Genomic DNA, 15315 nt, shown 5'->3' on the forward strand with positions numbered 1-15315 from the left:
GACGGAAGGAACGCCGTGAGCTTCACCGCACCCATCCAGCTGCCCGGGTTGACCCTCGATCCAAGGTGGTACCGTCGCGCGGTGTTCTATGAGGTGATGGTCCGGTCATTCCTCGACAGCAACGCGGATGGCACCGGGGACCTGTCCGGGCTGATATCGAAGCTGGACTACCTGCAGTGGCTGGGTATCGACGCGCTGTGGATCCCACCGTTCTTCACGTCCCCGCTGCGTGACGGCGGCTACGACGTGGCCGACTACCGCACGATCCTGCCTGAGTTCGGCACACTCGACGAGTTCAAGGAACTCGTCACGAAGGCGCACGAGCGCAACATGCGCATCGTCATCGACCTGCCGCTCAACCACACCTCCGACCAGCACCCGTGGTTCCAACAATCCAGGCAGCAGCCCGACGGAGAGTTCGGTGACTTCTATGTGTGGAGCGACGACGACGGCAAGTACCCGGACATCCGGATCATCTTCACGGACACCGAGGACTCGAACTGGGCTTTCGACTCCGTCCGGCGTCAGTTCTACTTCCACAGGTTCTTCTCCCACCAGCCCGACCTGAACTACGACAACCCGGCCGTGCACGACGCAATCCTCGGCGTGGTCCGGTACTGGCTGGACCTGGGCGTTGACGGGTTCAGGTTGGACGCGATCCCCTATCTGTACGAGTCGGACGAGGGCAACGGCGAGGGCGAGCCGCTGACGCACGAGTTCATCAGACGGCTGCGGGCCATTGTGGACCGGGACTATCCGGGGCGCATCATGATCGCCGAAGCCAACCAGTGGCCGCGGGAGGTGGCCGCCTTCTTCGGTACCGAGGATGAGCCGGAGTGCCACATGGCCTTCGACTTCCCGGTGATGCCCAGGATCTTCTATTCGCTGCGCTCCCAGCGCGCCGATGAGCTCGTGCGGGTGCTCTCCGAAACGACCGACATCCCCGAGGGCGCCGGCTGGGCGGTATTCCTGCGCAACCACGACGAACTCACCCTGGAGATGGTCAGCGAGCAGTACCGGCAGGCGATGTACGGCTGGTACGCCTACGACCCACGCATGCGCGCCAATATCGGTATCCGCCGTCGCCTGGCACCGCTGCTGGACAACAGCCGCTCGGAACTCGAACTGGCCCACGCCCTGCTGTTCTCCCTGCCGGGGAGCCCGTTTTTGTACTACGGCGATGAGATCGGGATGGGCGACAACATCTGGCTGCCCGACCGGGACAGCTCCCGCACGCCGATGCAGTGGACACCGGACCGCAACGGCGGGTTCTCGGCGGCGGACCCCGGCAAGTTGTACCTGCCGGTTGTGCAGTCACTGGTCTACAACTTCGGCCAGACCAACGTCGAATCCCACCTCGCGCAGTCCGGTTCGCTGCTGCACTGGATCCGCAACGTCATCCACGTACGCACCAACCATCCAGCGTTCGGGTTGGGGTCGCTCACCGTGCTGTCCACCGATCACGAGTCCATCCTGGCGTTCACCAGGGTGTACGCCGGTTCGGGGTCGAGCTTCGGCGACCAGCCGGAGACCCTGCTCTGCGTGTTCAGTTTCGCGCACAACCCCGTCGCGTTCCGGATCCAGGAACCCGACCTGGCGGGCACCCGGCTCTACGACATCTTCGGCGGGGCCGTGTTCCCCTCCTTCGACGAGGAGGGCGGGCTCACCCTCACCCTGGGTGCGCAGAGCTTTTACTGGTTGCACTGCGGCTGACCGGAGGGCGCAAAAAAAGGGCGACCTGCCTCAGCAGGTCGCCCTTCAGGCGTAATGCGGCGTGGTTACTTGCCGAAGCCCTTGTAGCGCGAGTTGAACTTCTCCACGCGTCCGGCGGAGTCCATGATGCGCTGCTTGCCCGTGTAGAACGGGTGCGACTCGGAGGAGATTTCCACGTCGATGACCGGGTACGTGGTGCCGTCTTCCCACTCGATGGTCTTCGAGCTGGAGACCGTCGAACGGGTAAGGAACGTCGCACCCGACGCGAGGTCGCGGAAGACCACGGGAGCGTATGTGGGGTGAATGTCAGACTTCATGGAGACTTCCTTGTTGCGTTTCGATGGGTGGGATCTGGCTCGCCGGTTGCGGCAGAAAAGTGTATCGGTCACGAGGACCAGCTACCGAGTTTAGCAGAATCTTGAGGCCGGGAGTGGCCAGACGCTGGAAAGCTCAGATTGCGCGTGCCGCGTAGCGTCCGTCGGTCTCGGTGAGTTCGATCGGGAGACCGAACGCCTCGGTGAGAGTGTCGGAGGTCAGCGCCTCGGCCAGGGGGCCCGCGCTGACGACCTTGCCGCCGGCAAGCAGCAGCACGTGGGTGAATCCACGCGGGATTTCCTCCACGTGGTGGGTGACCATGATGATGGCCGGGGAGTTGGGCTCGCTCGCGTATCCGCTGAGCAGGCGCAGCAGTTCTTCCCTGGCACCGAGGTCGAGGCTGGCGGCCGGTTCGTCCAGAAGCAGGATCTCCGGGTCGGTCATGATGGACCTGGCGATCTGCACCCGCTTCTGCTCGCCGTCGCTGAGGGTGCCGAACTTACGGTCGGCGAGGTGATCCAGCTTCCATTCGCCGAGGACGCGCTGGGCGCGACGCTCGTCGATCTCCTCGTATTCCTCGTTCCAGCGGCCGGTGACCGAGTATGCGGCGGTCATCACCACGTTCAGAACGGTCTCACCGGCGGGCACCCGGCGGGCCATGGCGGTGGACGCGAAGCCGATCCGCGGACGCAGTTCGAACAGGTCGCTACCGCCCAGCGGCTCTTCGAGGACCTCGGCCGTTCCCTGGGAGGGATGGATGAGCGCGGCCGCGATCTGCAGCGTGGTGGTCTTACCGGCACCGTTGGGGCCCAGGATCACCCAGCGCTGATCGCCGTCGACGCTCCAATCCACTGAGTCCAGGATGGTTGTGCCACCCCGGACGACGGAAACTCCGGTGAAGTGAAGAACGTTGACCATACAGCCATGTTATCGGGCGCCGCCCGGGCCCCCGGTCACGCTAGAGCAGCGCGGCGTAAATCTCCCGAGTGCTCGCGGCGATCTGACCCCAACTGAACATTTCCTCAGCACGCACTCGGCCGGCGCGGCCCATCTGCGCCGCCAGGGCGGGGTCGGCCAACACCTCGGTGAGGGTCCGGGCCAGATCGGACACGAAGATGTCAGGGTCGGTCGGGGTGCCGGTGCCGTCGGTGAGCTGGTTGATCGGTACCAGACGTCCCGTCACGCCATCCGCCACGACCTCGGGGATGCCGCCGGTTGCGGTGCCGACGACGGGCAGACCGCAGGCCATGGCTTCAAGGTTAACGATGCCCAGCGGCTCGTACACCGACGGGCAGACGAAAACGGTTCCGGCGGTGAGCACGGCCGACAGTTCGTGCTGCGGAAGCAGCCTGTCGATCCACACCACACCGGAACGTTCGCGTTGCAGAGCCTCGACCAGCTCGGTCACCTCGGCGAGGATGCCGGGGGTGTCGGGGGCGCCGGCACACAGCACGAGCTGCACCTCCGGCGGCAGCAGGGCGGCCGCACGCAACAGGTACGGCAGACCCTTCTGGCGGGTGATCCGGCCGACGAACACGACGGAAGGCCGGTCGGGATCGATCCCCAGGGCGCGAACGACGTCATCGTCGGTGGTCGGCTTCCACCGGTCGAGGTCGATGCCGTTGTAGACAACGTGCACCCGCGACTCATCCAGCGCCGGGTAGCTGCGGAGGATGTCGGCGCGCATTCCGCCGCTGACAGCGATGACGGCATCCGCCGCCTCGAAGGCGGTCTTCTCGATCCAGCTCGACACGCGGTAGCCGCCGCCGAGCTGCTCGGCCTTCCACGGGCGCAGCGGTTCGAGGCTGTGCGCCGTGACGACGTGGGGCACGCCGTGCAGCAGCTTGGCGATGTGGCCGGCACCGTTGGCGTACCAGGTGTGCGAGTGCACCACATCGGCGCCCTGCACGTCCTGGGCCATCTGCAGGTCCACGCCGAGCGTGGTCAGTGTGGCATTGGCGTCGGCGAGTTCGGCCGGGACGCCGTAGGCGACGGTGTCGGCTTCGGCCCGCTGAGCACCGAAACACCGCACGGTGACATCGATGTCGGTACGGAGGGCCTTGACCAGCTCGGCGACGTGGACGCCGGCTCCTCCGTAGATCTCGGGCGGGTATTCCTTGGTAAGCAGATCGACGCGCATGCAGTAAAACTAGCGCAGGCTGAACGACGGACACACCCCCACCCGCTGGTCGTTCCCCCCGTATGGCCCTACTGTGAAGGTATGAAGGCCAAGAAGATCTTTGGAATCGTTCTCGCAGGCGGCGAGGGGAAACGGCTGATGCCGTTGACCGAAGACCGCGCTAAGCCAGCTGTACCGTTTGGAGGGCATTACCGTCTGATCGACTTCGCGCTGTCGAACCTGATCAACTCCGGTGTCACCCAGATCGTCGTGCTCACCCAGTACAAGTCGCACAGCCTCGACCGCCACGTCTCGCAGACTTGGCACGTGTCCGGGGGCCTGTTCAACTCTTACATCGCCTCGGTCCCGGCCCAGCAGCGGCTCGGTAAGCGCTGGTTCAGCGGCTCGGCCGACGCCATCCTGCAGAGCCTGAACCTCATCCACGATGAGAAGCCCGACATCGTCGTCGTGGTCGGTGCCGACCACGTCTACCGGATGGACTTCTCACAGATGATCGAGGCGCACATCGCGTCCGGTGCGCAGGCGACCGTCGCCGCCATCCGCCAGCCGATCGGCCTGGCCGACCAGTTCGGCGTCATCGAAGTGGATGCCGCCACCCCGGACCGGATCAAGGACTTCCTGGAGAAGCCCAAGGACGCCGTCGGGCTCGCCGACGCGCCGCACGAGGTCTTCGCCTCGATGGGCAACTACGTCTTCAACGCCGATGCCCTGATCGAGGCCGTGCGCCGCGACGGCGAACGCACCGATTCCAGCCATGACATGGGTGGCGACATCGTTCCCGACTTCGTCTCACGTGGTGAGGCCGGTGTATACGACCTGCAGCGCAACGACGTGCCGGGGTCGACCGACCGCGACCGCTATTACTGGCGCGACGTGGGCACCATCGACTCGTTCTTCGAGGCCCACCAGGACCTGATCTCCGCCCTGCCGGTGTTCAACCTGTACAACCAGAGCTGGCCGATCTTCAGCCAGCAGCTGAACTCTCCGCCGGCCAAGTTCGTGCGCGACAGCAAGGGCTCCCTCGGTACCGCCATCGACTCCATAGTGTCGCTGGGCTGCGTCATCTCCGGCGCGCACCTGGAACGCAGCGTCGTCGGCCCGTGGGCCGTCATCGACTCCGGCGCCCACGTGGTGGACTCGATCGTGTTCGACAGGGTGCAGATTCGTCCGGGCGCCGTCGTGCACCGCGCCATCCTCGACAAGGACGTCATCGTTGCGGAGGGCGCCGCCATCGGCGTCGACCGGGACCGTGACCTCGCGCGGGGCTTCAGCGTCACCGAATCCGGGATCACCGTGGTCGGCAAGGGCGTGCACGTCCACCCGTGATCCCTGCAGCCCGATTCCTGGTCGTCCTTGATGCCGATTCGACCCTCATCGAGAACGAAGTCATCGAGCTTCTCGCCGACGCGGCCGGTTCCCTCGCCCTGGTGGCCGAGGTGACCGACCGCGCCATGCGCGGCGAGCTTGATTTCGCGGCGAGCCTGCGGCAGCGGGTGGCCACCCTGGCCGGCCTGTCGACCGATGTCTTCGCCGAGGTGGGCACACTCATCCGCCCCACCACCGGGGTGCACGCGCTCATCGACGGTTTACACGCCGGCGGTAGCCGGGTCGGGGTCGTCTCGGGCGGCTTCCACGAACTGCTGGACCCGCTGGCCGAGACCCTGGGCCTCGACCACTGGCGGGCCAACCGTCTCGAGGTGCGGGACGGCCGGTTGACCGGCGGTCTGATCGGTCCGATCATCGATGCCACGGCCAAGGCGCACGCGCTCACCGAATGGGCGGCCCTGGACGGCATCGACCTGTGCGGGACCGTCGCCGTCGGGGACGGTGCCAACGATCTCACCATGATGCGGGTGGCCGGCCTGGGAGTCGCTTTCAACGCCAAACCCGTGGTCCGCCGCTCGGCTGACCTGGTCATCGACACCGCCGACCTCAGCCAGATACTGCCGCTGCTGGGTCTGCGCGGCTGACCCGACCCGGGGTTGCCCGGGTCGGTCCAGTCGTCTGTAGTCCGCGGCTACGGCCTAGTGGCCCATGCCCAGTCCACCGTCGACGGGGATCACGGCGCCGGAGATGTACGCCGCGTCGTCACCGGCGATCCAACTGACCACCCGGGCGACCTCGCTCGGGGACGCGAACCTGCCGGCCGGGATGTTGCGCTTGTACTCGGCCTGCTGTGCCTCGGGCAGTGCGGCCGTCATATCGGTCTCGATGAAACCGGGGGCGACGACGTTCGCGGTGATGCCGCGGGCACCGAGTTCGCGGGTGACGGACCGGGCCAGGCCGACCAGGCCGCTCTTGGACGACGAGTAGTTGACCTGTCCGGCGGAACCGTAGAGGCCCACGACGCTGGAAATCAGCACGATCCGGCCGAACCTCGCCTTGAGCATGCCCTTCGAGGCCCGCTTCACCACCCGGAACGCTCCGCTGAGGTTGGTGTCGATGACCGAGGTGAAGTCCTCCTCCGACATACGCATCAGCAGGGTGTCCTTGGTGATTCCGGCGTTGGCCACGACGACCTCCACGGGGCCGTAGGCGGCCTCGATTTCGGTGAAGGCGGCGTCGATGGAGGCGTAGTCGGTGACGTCTGCACGCACGGTGAGGCTTCCGGCCGGGCCTTCGCCCGAGCGGGCGGTGATGGCGACCCTGTGGCCCTTGGCGAGGAATTCCTCGGCGATGGCGTAGCCGATGCCGCGGTTGCCTCCCGTTACCAGAACTGTTCGTGCGGTCGCCATGGCGCGGTCCTTTCAGTGGGAACGCCCGCCGATCGGCGGGCACAGATTCATTTAGCTTAGAGCGTCCCGTGATCGGACCCGGGGAACGGACAGTGGACGTAGTCTTGAATCAGCGCGCAGACAGGCGTAATGGGACCCCGGACGGTTGAGATCGTCACCGTCAGTTGAGCGATGGGCATGATGAAGCAGCAGCAGCAGTCGATTACGACGCTCCCTCTGTCGCCGGAGGAGGAGCGGCGACGCCGCATGATCCGGTACACCGTGACCATGGGTATCCGCATGGTGTGTATCGTGATGATGCTCTTCGTTCAGGGCTGGTGGTTGGTGGTCTGCGCGCTCGGGGCCATCCTGCTGCCGTACTTCGCGGTCATCGCCGCGAACGTGCATGGCGACCAACGGTCCCAGACCGTGCTGCGTCCCGGCGCGGTGGCCGTGCTCCCCCGCCCCGGCGCGACTGGTCCGGATGACAGCAGCACAGACGACAGCAGCGCAGACGACAGCGCTCCACACGACAGCAAGGACCCCCGGTGATTGGATTCGGCGCAGCACCGGAAACGACCAGTTGTTCCCGCGCCGGCTGCCGGGACACCGCGCTCTGGCGCCTGGACTGGCGCAATCCCCGCATCCACGCGGAGGACCGGGTCAAGACCTGGCTGGCCTGCGACGAGCACCTCGAGTTCCTGCGCGACTTTCTCTTGACCCGCGATTTCCCGCTCCGGGTGAGCGCTCTCACTCCCGATGAAGCGGAACCGGCGTGAACGGCTGGCGATTCCTGCTCTCCAGGCAATGGGCCGGCTACCTCGCGCTCACGATCGTGTTCGCCGTCGTGTGTTCGGGGCTGGGCACCTGGCAGCTCGCCCGCCGTGCGGAGGCGCAGGCCGAGATCAGCCGGGTGGATGCGAACTTCGACGCCGAGGGGGTGCCCATCACCGAGGCCCTGCCCACGCTGGACTCCTTCGAGGAATCCCAGAAGTGGTTGCCCGTCACACTGACCGGAACCTATCTCACCGACGAGGAACTCCTCGTGCGCAACCGGCCGCTGAACATCAACCCGGGATTCGAGGTGCTCACTCCCCTGCTGCTGACCAACGGCGATGTCTTCATCGTCAACCGCGGCTGGATTCCCACCGGCGAAAACCAGAACGCACCGGACGCCGTGCCCCAGGCCCCCTCCGGTGAGGTCACCGTGATCGCCCGCCTTAAGCAGGGCGAGCCGTCATTGGCGGGGCGCAGCGCCAGCGGAAACCAGATCGCCACGATTAACCTGACCGAGATCGCCGACCGCCTCGGCACCGAGACCTACACCGGCGCGTACGGCCTGATGAAATCGGAGGACCCGGCTCCAGCCGACCGGCCGACGGCCGTCACTCGCCCGGTCCGCGATGAGGGCCCGCACCTCTCCTACGCCTTCCAGTGGTTCGTCTTCGCCCTGATGGCCTTCATCGGTCTCGGCTGGGCCGCCCGGCAGGAGTATCGCACCGTCAACGCCGACGTCCCGGAGGAGCAGGACCGGGCCGCTGAGCGTGCCCGTCGCCAGGCGGCCAGGCCGCGCAGCGATGCCGAGATCGAGGACGAGCTGATCGATCAGCGCCCTTAGCCTGGTCAGCTCGCCGGGAAACGAAAAAACCCGCCGCCCCGTGAGGGACGGCGGGTTTTCTTGTGCTGCATCAGGCCAGCGTGATCAGGTCCAGGTAGTCCTTGTTCCAGTGGTCCTCCGTGCCGTCGGGCATGATGAGCACCCGCTCGGGGTTCAGCGCCTCAACAGCACCCTCATCGTGGCTGACCAACACCACAGCGCCGGTGAAGTGCGCCAGGGCATCCAGGATCTCTTCACGGCTGGCCGGGTCCAGGTTGTTGGTGGGTTCGTCGAGCAGCAGCACGTTGGCGCCGGAGACCACGATCATGGCCAGGGCCAGACGGGTCTTCTCTCCGCCGGAGAGAACCCCGGCAGGCTTGTGCGAGTCGTCGCCGGTGAACAGGAACGAACCGAGCACCCGCCGGGCTTCCATCTCGGTGATGTTCGGGGAGGAGGAGATCATGTTCTGCAGCACGCTGCGCTTCACGTCGATGGTCTCGTGTTCCTGGGCGAAGTAACCGATCCGCAGGCCGTGACCTGGCACGATTTCGCCGGTGTCGGGCTTGTCCACGCCGGCGAGCATCCGCAGCAGGGTCGTCTTACCGGCACCGTTGAGGCCCAGGATGACAACTTTGGAACCACGGTCGATGGCGAGGTCGACGGCCGCGAAGATCTCCAACGAGCCGTAGCTCTTCGAGAGGTCGGTAGCCATCAGCGGGGTACGACCGCACGGGGCAGGCTCGGGGAAGCGCAGCTTGGCGACCCTGTCGACTGCGCGCACGGCGTCGAGGCCGGAGAGCAGCTTCTCGGCGCGGGCAACCATCTGGTGCGCGGCGGCGGCCTTGCTGGCCTTGGCGCCGAACTTGGCGGCCTGCAGCTGCAGGGTCGACGCCTTCTTTTCGGCGTTGGCGCGTTCCTTTTTACGACGGTCGGCGTCGGCGACGCGCTGGCGCTGGTAGTTCTTCCAGTTCATGTTGTAGATGTCGATGACCATACGGTTGGCATCGAGGTAGAACACCCGGTTGACGGTGTCGCCGACGAGTTCGATGTCGTGGCTGATGATGATGCAGCCGCCACGGTAGTTCTTCACGAACTCGCGCAGCCACACCACTGAATCGGCGTCCAGGTGGTTAGTGGGCTCGTCGAGGATCATGGTCTCGGCAGCGGAGAAGAGGATGCGGGCCAGTTCGATACGACGGCGCTGGCCACCGGAGAGGGTGCGCAGTGGCTGGTCGAGGATCCGGTCGGGCAGGTTCAGGTTGCTGGCGATCGACGCCGCTTCGGCCTCCGCCGCGTAGCCGCCGAGCGCGTTGAACTCGTCCGTGAGGGTGCCGTAGCGCTTCATCGCCCGTTCGCTGGTCTTGCTGTCGGTCGAGCCCATCTCGATGCCGGCCTGGGTGAGACCGAGCGAGATGGTGCCGAGCCCACGGGCATCGAGGATGCGGGTGCGCGCGAGCATGTCGGGGTCGCCGGAGCGGGGGTCCTGCGGCAGGTACCCGATCTCACCTGACCGCTCGATCTTGCCCTTGGTCGGCATAGTCTCCCCCGCCAGGGTCTTCGTCAGCGTGGTCTTGCCTGCGCCGTTCCGGCCGACCAGGCCGATCTTGTCGCCGGCGGACACCCGGAAGCTCACGTCCTCCATGAGGACGCGCGCCCCAACTCGGATTTCGAGATCTTGCACACTGAGCACAGCAATAGTCCATTCAGAGGGGAGTCGTGGGAGACGGCCGAACGTGGCCAATGCACCAGTATATTTGCTCGCGCGCCGTTTCTGAGCCGAAGTGTCGGAACCGATACTGCCGAGGCGGGTTTACCGGGCCGGCAACCGCCCGCTCGGCAGCACTCCGGGCAGCGCGGATCGCAGCCAGGCCGTGTAGGTTTCCCGCGACCAGCCCAGCCCGACAACCAGGGTGTGAAACACCTGAGGGTGACCGAGCGCCCAGATCGACGTCGCCGCCTCGTGGTCGCTCAGGCCGGACCGCAGGCCCAACTGCGCGCGGAGGGCACCGACGGCTTCGGCGTAGGCGTGCAGACTCCGGGCGGCCATGGTGACTTCGAGTTCGTGGATTTCAGGGTCGGTTCCGGCGGCCTCGTTCACCACCCGGTAGAGGGGCGCCGCCCGTTCGTTGTCGGCCGCGATCCAGCCCGCCAAGGCCCCGACGGCCGCGGCCGGCGTTGCGGCCCCGCTGATGCCGGCGGCGAGCTCGGCCACGGAACGTCCGGCGGCTCTTGATGCGGTATTGGCCGCGGCGAGAACCGCGGCAAGCACATCCACCTTTGAGCCGACGGTGTTGTAGATGGTTTGGACGGCCACGCCACCGCGTTCGGCGATGGCAGCGATCGACGTGCCCGCATAGCCGTGTTCCCGCATCAGGTCGGCCGCGGCCTTGACGATATCCCCCCGGGTGCCCGCCGTCTGAAGGTCTCGGCGGATTTGGCTGCGTGTGCGTGGGGTTTCCATCAGAATAGAATACCCCTCCATTCTTTGGCATGATGTTCCAAAGACCGATTCGGCGCGGCACCAGCCCCCTGGATTGCGCGGCGACGCTGGTTAACGCACGAACCGCGCCGGGTCACGGATGCGGTGGCATCCGTCCCGGCGCGGGACAGGTAGTGCGGGTGCTGAGGTCGGTCAGATCGCGAAGCCCAGGGCTCGCATCATGTCGCGGCCGTCGTCGGTGATCTTCTCCGGACCCCACGGCGGCATCCACACCCAGTTGATACGGAACTGCTCCACGACGCCGTCCAGCGCCTCTGCGGTCTGTTCCTCGAGCACATCGGTGAGCGGGCAGCCGGCCGAGGTGAGAGTCATGTGGATGATGAGCGCATCATTCTCGTCGTCCCAACCGAGGTCGTAGATGAGCCCGAGGTCCACGACATTGATGCCGAGCTCCGGGTCCATGACGTCCTTGAGGGCCTCTTCGATCTCGTCGAAGCGCGCCGGGGTGAGTGTCGAAACCATGGCTCTAGCCTACGGGCGTCTCGGCGAGGAAGCGATCGTAGCCTTCGTCTTCCAAACGGTCGGCAAGCTCCGGGCCACCCTGCTCGGCGATCCGTCCGTCAACGAACACGTGCACAAAATCAGGCTTGATGTACCGCAGGATGCGCGTGTAGTGCGTGATCAGGAGCAGACCGAGGCCGGTGTTCTCCTTGGCGCGGTTCACGCCCTCCGACACGATCTTCAGGGCGTCGACGTCGAGGCCCGAGTCGGTCTCGTCGAGGACGGCGAACTTGGGCTTGAGCAGTTCGAGCTGCAGGATTTCGTTGCGCTTCTTCTCGCCGCCGGAGAAGCCCTCGTTGACGTTGCGCTCGGCGAAGCTCTTGTCCATGCGCAGCTTGGCCATCGACTCGCGGACATCCTTGATCCAGGTGCGGATCGCCGGCGCCTCGCCGTCGATGGCGGTCTTGGCCGTGCGGAGGAAGTTGGTCACCGTGACGCCCGGAATCTCGACGGGGTACTGCATGGCCAGGAAGAGGCCCGCGCGGGCGCGTTCGTCGACCGTCATTGTGAGCACCTCGGCGCCGTCGAGCAGGATCGACCCGCTGTCGACGTGGTACTTCGGGTGACCGGCGATCGTGTACGCCAGGGTGGACTTGCCGGAACCGTTCGGTCCCATGATCGCGTGGATCTCGCCCTCGTTGATGGTGAGGTTGACGCCGCGCAGGATCTGCTTGGTGCCCTGGTCGGTCTCGACGCTGACGTGCAGGTCTTTGATCTCAAGAACAGACATTTTTCAGTATCTCTTTCGTTGTCCGCGTGGTGCGGGCTTCAGTGTGTGGGGCCGGGTGCGGCTGTGCCTATTCGGCGGGGCGCATCAAACGGCGATGGTGACCAGAGGATCGATGAAGACGTCGCCGTCGATCAGGTCGACCTTGTAGACGGGAACGGGCTCGTAGGCCGGCAGGGTCAGTGGACGCCCGGTCTGCAGGGAGAACTTCGAGCCGTGCGCCCAGCATTCCAGGGTGTCGCCCTCAACGAAACCCTCCGACAGCGAGATGTCGCCGTGGGTGCAGGTGTCCCCGATGGCGAAGACGGCGCCGTGGGAGTCACGGACGACGGCGATGTTCACGCCGCCGATCTCAACCTTGATGGCCTCGTTGGGTTCGAGTTCGTCGAGTGCACAAATCTTGGTGGACGCCATGTTCAGTTGCCTTCTGTTCCGCGGAGCTCGTCTTCGATGGCGCCCTGCAGGCGCTCCTCGAGCGGCTTCGATCCGATGTGCTGCACGATTTCGCTGAGGAAGCCGCGGACGACGAGGCGTCGTGCCTCGATTTCTCCGATGCCCCGGGACTGCAGGTAGAAGAGCTGCTCGTCGTCGAAGCGACCCGTCGCGCTGGCGTGACCGGCACCGAGGATGTCGCCGGTCTCGATCTCCAGGTTGGGGATGGAGTCCGCCCTGGTGCCTTCGGTGAGGACCAGGTTGCGGTTCTGCTCGTAGCTGTCGGTGCCCGGCGCGGTGCGGCCGATCAGCACGTCGCCGATCCACACGGTTCGGGCGCCGGCGCCCTGCAGGGCGCCCTTGTAGGTGACCCGGCTGCGGCTGTTCGGTGCGTCGTGGTTGACGTACACCTGCTGCTCGAGGTGCTGTCCTGCGTCGGCGAAGTAGAGGCCGAACAGCTCGGTGTCGCTGCCCTGACCGGCGAGGTGGACCGACGGGTTGACCCGCACGATGCCGCCGCCGAGGGAGACGACGACGTGCTTGAGGCGGGCGTCGCGGCCGATGGTGGCGAAGTGGTTGGCCAGCTGTACGGCGTCGGCGTTCCACTCCTGCACGGTGACGACCGTGAGGTTCGCGGATTCGCCCACGATGATCTCGACGTTCTCGGAGATGCGGGCGTCGCCGGTGTTCTGCAGGATCACGACGGCCTGGCTGAACGGCCGGGCCTCGATGATGGTGTGCGCGGCACGGGGCGCGGAGCCGAGGTTCGCCCGGGTGAGCGTGATCTCCTTGGCTTCCTCGCCGCTGACGGTGATGGCCAGGGCCTTCTCGAAGGCGCTCCAGGCGTTGGCGGCGGCGCGTTCTTCCGGCGCGCCGGCGGTGCCGATGCGGGAATCCGTGCGGTCGACCCAGGAGACGTCGACGTCGGCGTGCGACGCCGTGTCGATGTCATAGGCCGAGCCGTCCAGAACCCCGCCGGTCAGGTCCGTGAACTTGGCGACCGGAGAGAGTTTCCAGACCGCTTCCCTGCCGGTGACGGCGGGGAAGTCGGCGACGTCGAAGCTCTTGAACCTGGCGGATCTGGTCTGCACGGGGACGAAGCCGAAGCGGCCGTCCGAGTGCTCCTTGATGCCGTGCTGTTCCGCGGTGGGCAGAGCCTCTGACGAGGTAGGTGAGGACGTGGGGGCTGTTGAAGTCGAGGCGGCGGACATTTAGCCGACGGATCCTTCCATGCCCATTTCAATGAGCTTGTTGAGTTCGAGGGCGTACTCCATCGGGAGCTCCCTGGCGATCGGTTCGATGAAGCCGCGCACGATCATGGCCATGGCTTCGTCTTCGGGCATGCCGCGGCTCATCAGGTAGAAAAGCTGTTCTTCGCTGACTCGCGAGACCGTGGCCTCGTGGCCGAGCTGAACGTCGTCGACCCGGATGTCGATGGCCGGGTAGGTGTCCGAGCGGGACTGGGTGTCGACCAGCAGGGCATCGCACCGCACGGTGTTGGCGGAGTGGTGCGCCGTGGCATCCACGCGCACCTCTCCGCGGTATCCGGCGCGGCCGCCGCCGCGGGCGATCGACTTGGAGACGATCGAGGACTGGGTGTACGGGGCCATGTGGATCATCTTGGCGCCGGCGTCCTGGTGCTGGCCGGGGCCGGCGAAGGCGACGGACAGGGTCTCGCCCTTGGCGTGCTCCCCCATCAGGTAGATCGACGGGTACTTCATGGTGACCTTGGAGCCGATGTTGCCGTCGATCCACTCCATGGTGGCGCCCTCGGCGGCTGTGGCGCGCTTGGTGACCAGGTTGTAGACGTTGTTCGACCAGTTCTGGATCGTCGTGTAGCGAACGCGGGCGTTCTTCTTGACGATGATCTCCACCACGGCGGAGTGCAGCGAGTCCGACTTGTAGATCGGGGCGGTGCAGCCTTCGATGTAGTGCACGTAGCTGCCCTCGTCGGCAATGATCAGCGTGCGCTCGAACTGGCCCATGTTCTCGGTGTTGATCCGGAAGTAGGCCTGCAGCGGGATCTCAACGTGCACGCCGGGCGGCACGTAGACGAACGAGCCGCCGGACCACACGGAGGTGTTCAGCGCGGCGAACTTGTTGTCACCGGACGGGATGACACTGCCGAAGTACTCCTCGAAGAACTCCGGGTGTTCCTTGAGCGCGGTGTCGGTGTCCATGAAGATGACGCCCTGGGCTTCGAGTTCCTCGTTGATCTGGTGGTAGACCACTTCGGACTCGTACTGGGCGGCGACGCCGGAGACCAGGCGCATGCGTTCGGCTTCGGGGATGCCGAGCTTCTCGTAGGTGTTCTTGATGTCGTCGGGCAGGTCTTCCCACGTCTGGGCCTGCTTCTCGGTCGACCGCACGAAGTACTTGATGTTGTCGAAGTCGATCTCGGAGAGGTCTGCTCCCCAGGTCGGCATGGGCTTGCGCTCGAAGAGGGCCAGGGCCTTCAGCCGGCGTTCCAGCATCCAGGCCGGTTCCTGCTTGAGGTTCGAGATGTCGGTGACAACCTCGGGCGAGATACCGCGGCGGGCGGAGGCGCCGGCAGCGTCGGAATCGGACCAGCCGAATTCGTAGACCCCCAGCCCGTCAAGCTCGGGTCGGTTCAGCAATACGTCAGACATCTTTACCTCTTCTCCTACCCACATCAACCCGGATATCAGTCCGGTC

17 protein-coding genes are annotated in these 15315 nt (G+C 65.9%); 6 read left to right on the forward strand and 11 right to left on the reverse strand.

Annotation, left to right across the window (positions count from 1 at the left end; genetic code table 11):
* The first annotated feature begins 15 nt into the window (after positions 1-15).
* Positions 16-1713, forward strand: coding sequence for a maltose alpha-D-glucosyltransferase (gene treS / locus C3B61_RS05445; protein ID WP_103459805.1), 1698 nt, complete (start codon positions 16-18; stop codon positions 1711-1713).
* 65 nt (positions 1714-1778) lie between these two features.
* On the opposite strand, the gene C3B61_RS05450 is transcribed toward treS, so the two are convergent.
* From C3B61_RS05450 to glgA, 3 genes are all read right to left on the reverse strand, one after another.
* Positions 1779-2030 (reverse strand): type B 50S ribosomal protein L31, encoded by a 252-nt coding sequence (locus C3B61_RS05450; protein WP_066595443.1) that lies wholly within the window; start codon positions 2028-2030, stop codon positions 1779-1781.
* A gap of 133 nt (positions 2031-2163) precedes the next feature.
* On the reverse strand, positions 2164-2946 hold the full coding sequence (locus tag C3B61_RS05455; RefSeq protein ID WP_103459806.1) for an ABC transporter ATP-binding protein: 783 nt from the start codon (positions 2944-2946) through the stop codon (positions 2164-2166).
* A gap of 40 nt (positions 2947-2986) precedes the next feature.
* The gene (gene glgA, locus C3B61_RS05460; RefSeq protein ID WP_088456225.1) at positions 2987-4168 is read right to left on the reverse strand and encodes a glycogen synthase; all 1182 of its coding nucleotides are present in this window, start codon (positions 4166-4168) and stop codon (positions 2987-2989) included.
* Between the two features lie 81 nt (positions 4169-4249).
* On the opposite strand from glgA, the gene C3B61_RS05465 reads away from it, so the two are divergent.
* Positions 4250-5494 carry a glucose-1-phosphate adenylyltransferase gene (locus C3B61_RS05465; protein WP_088456226.1) on the forward strand — a complete coding sequence of 415 codons (1245 nt, stop codon included), beginning with the start codon at positions 4250-4252 and terminating at the stop codon, positions 5492-5494.
* A complete protein-coding gene (gene serB, locus C3B61_RS05470; RefSeq protein ID WP_103459807.1) occupies positions 5491-6138 on the forward strand; it encodes a phosphoserine phosphatase SerB in 648 nt (215 codons plus the stop codon). Before C3B61_RS05465 ends, serB begins: the two co-directional genes overlap by 4 nt.
* A 54-nt stretch (positions 6139-6192) precedes the next feature.
* Here serB and fabG read toward each other — a convergent pair whose 3' ends face one another.
* Entirely contained in the window at positions 6193-6903 is a 711-nt protein-coding gene (fabG, locus tag C3B61_RS05475; protein WP_088456228.1) for a 3-oxoacyl-ACP reductase FabG, read from the reverse strand.
* A gap of 177 nt (positions 6904-7080) precedes the next feature.
* Here fabG and C3B61_RS05480 point away from each other — a divergent pair, with 177 nt between their 5' ends.
* From C3B61_RS05480 to C3B61_RS05490, 3 genes are read left to right on the forward strand one after another with little or no spacing between them, the layout of a single operon-like run.
* Complete coding sequence (locus tag C3B61_RS05480; RefSeq protein ID WP_240632174.1) at positions 7081-7434, forward strand: DUF3099 domain-containing protein; 354 nt, start codon at positions 7081-7083, stop codon at positions 7432-7434.
* Positions 7431-7661, forward strand: a complete 231-nt coding sequence (locus C3B61_RS05485; protein WP_103459808.1) for a hypothetical protein — start codon at positions 7431-7433, stop codon at positions 7659-7661. Before C3B61_RS05480 ends, C3B61_RS05485 begins: the two co-directional genes overlap by 4 nt.
* Positions 7658-8500, forward strand: a complete 843-nt coding sequence (locus C3B61_RS05490; protein ID WP_103459809.1) for an SURF1 family cytochrome oxidase biogenesis protein — start codon at positions 7658-7660, stop codon at positions 8498-8500. The genes C3B61_RS05485 and C3B61_RS05490 overlap by 4 nt, the downstream gene beginning before the upstream one ends.
* Positions 8501-8570: 70 nt before the next feature.
* On the opposite strand, the gene C3B61_RS05495 is transcribed toward C3B61_RS05490, so the two are convergent.
* The 7 genes from C3B61_RS05495 to sufB all read right to left on the reverse strand — a co-directional run bounded on the left by C3B61_RS05495 (position 8571) and on the right by sufB (position 15269).
* Positions 8571-10169, reverse strand: a complete 1599-nt coding sequence (locus tag C3B61_RS05495; protein ID WP_088456231.1) for an ABC-F family ATP-binding cassette domain-containing protein — start codon at positions 10167-10169, stop codon at positions 8571-8573.
* A gap of 120 nt (positions 10170-10289) precedes the next feature.
* Positions 10290-10940 (reverse strand): TetR/AcrR family transcriptional regulator, encoded by a 651-nt coding sequence (locus C3B61_RS05500; RefSeq protein ID WP_165791123.1) that lies wholly within the window; start codon positions 10938-10940, stop codon positions 10290-10292.
* Between the two features lie 171 nt (positions 10941-11111).
* Positions 11112-11441, reverse strand: coding sequence for a metal-sulfur cluster assembly factor (locus C3B61_RS05505; RefSeq protein WP_088456233.1), 330 nt, complete (start codon positions 11439-11441; stop codon positions 11112-11114).
* Positions 11442-11445: 4 nt separating this feature from the next.
* Positions 11446-12210, reverse strand: a complete 765-nt coding sequence (gene sufC, locus C3B61_RS05510; RefSeq protein ID WP_088456234.1) for a Fe-S cluster assembly ATPase SufC — start codon at positions 12208-12210, stop codon at positions 11446-11448.
* Positions 12211-12294: 84 nt separating this feature from the next.
* Positions 12295-12621, reverse strand: a complete 327-nt coding sequence (locus tag C3B61_RS05515; RefSeq protein WP_088456235.1) for a non-heme iron oxygenase ferredoxin subunit — start codon at positions 12619-12621, stop codon at positions 12295-12297.
* Positions 12622-12623: 2 nt separating this feature from the next.
* Positions 12624-13850, reverse strand: coding sequence for a Fe-S cluster assembly protein SufD (sufD, locus tag C3B61_RS05520; RefSeq protein WP_103459811.1), 1227 nt, complete (start codon positions 13848-13850; stop codon positions 12624-12626).
* The gene (sufB, locus tag C3B61_RS05525) at positions 13851-15269 is read right to left on the reverse strand and encodes a Fe-S cluster assembly protein SufB (RefSeq protein ID WP_088456237.1); all 1419 of its coding nucleotides are present in this window, start codon (positions 15267-15269) and stop codon (positions 13851-13853) included.
* Positions 15270-15315 lie beyond the last annotated feature (46 nt).

The sequence above is a fragment of the Cryobacterium zongtaii genome (assembly GCF_002909375.1).
GTDB classification, from domain to species: domain Bacteria; phylum Actinomycetota; class Actinomycetes; order Actinomycetales; family Microbacteriaceae; genus Cryobacterium; species Cryobacterium zongtaii.

What these genes read in the sequence shown, in the direction of transcription:
- C3B61_RS05450 (WP_066595443.1), bottom strand. Translation starts at nt 2,030, where the DNA reads ATGAAGTCTGACATTCACCCCACATACGCTCCCGTGGTCTTCCGCGAC.
- C3B61_RS05455 (WP_103459806.1), bottom strand. Translation starts at nt 2,946, where the DNA reads ATGGTCAACGTTCTTCACTTCACCGGAGTTTCCGTCGTCCGGGGTGGC.
- glgA (WP_088456225.1), bottom strand. Translation starts at nt 4,168, where the DNA reads ATGCGCGTCGATCTGCTTACCAAGGAATACCCGCCCGAGATCTACGGA.
- C3B61_RS05465 (WP_088456226.1), top strand. Translation starts at nt 4,250, where the DNA reads ATGAAGGCCAAGAAGATCTTTGGAATCGTTCTCGCAGGCGGCGAGGGG.
- fabG (WP_088456228.1), bottom strand. Translation starts at nt 6,903, where the DNA reads ATGGCGACCGCACGAACAGTTCTGGTAACGGGAGGCAACCGCGGCATC.
- C3B61_RS05480 (WP_240632174.1), top strand. Translation starts at nt 7,081, where the DNA reads ATGATGAAGCAGCAGCAGCAGTCGATTACGACGCTCCCTCTGTCGCCG.
- C3B61_RS05500 (WP_165791123.1), bottom strand. Translation starts at nt 10,940, where the DNA reads ATGGAAACCCCACGCACACGCAGCCAAATCCGCCGAGACCTTCAGACG.
- C3B61_RS05505 (WP_088456233.1), bottom strand. Translation starts at nt 11,441, where the DNA reads ATGGTTTCGACACTCACCCCGGCGCGCTTCGACGAGATCGAAGAGGCC.
- sufC (WP_088456234.1), bottom strand. Translation starts at nt 12,210, where the DNA reads ATGTCTGTTCTTGAGATCAAAGACCTGCACGTCAGCGTCGAGACCGAC.
- C3B61_RS05515 (WP_088456235.1), bottom strand. Translation starts at nt 12,621, where the DNA reads ATGGCGTCCACCAAGATTTGTGCACTCGACGAACTCGAACCCAACGAG.
- sufD (WP_103459811.1), bottom strand. Translation starts at nt 13,850, where the DNA reads ATGTCCGCCGCCTCGACTTCAACAGCCCCCACGTCCTCACCTACCTCG.
- sufB (WP_088456237.1), bottom strand. Translation starts at nt 15,269, where the DNA reads ATGTCTGACGTATTGCTGAACCGACCCGAGCTTGACGGGCTGGGGGTC.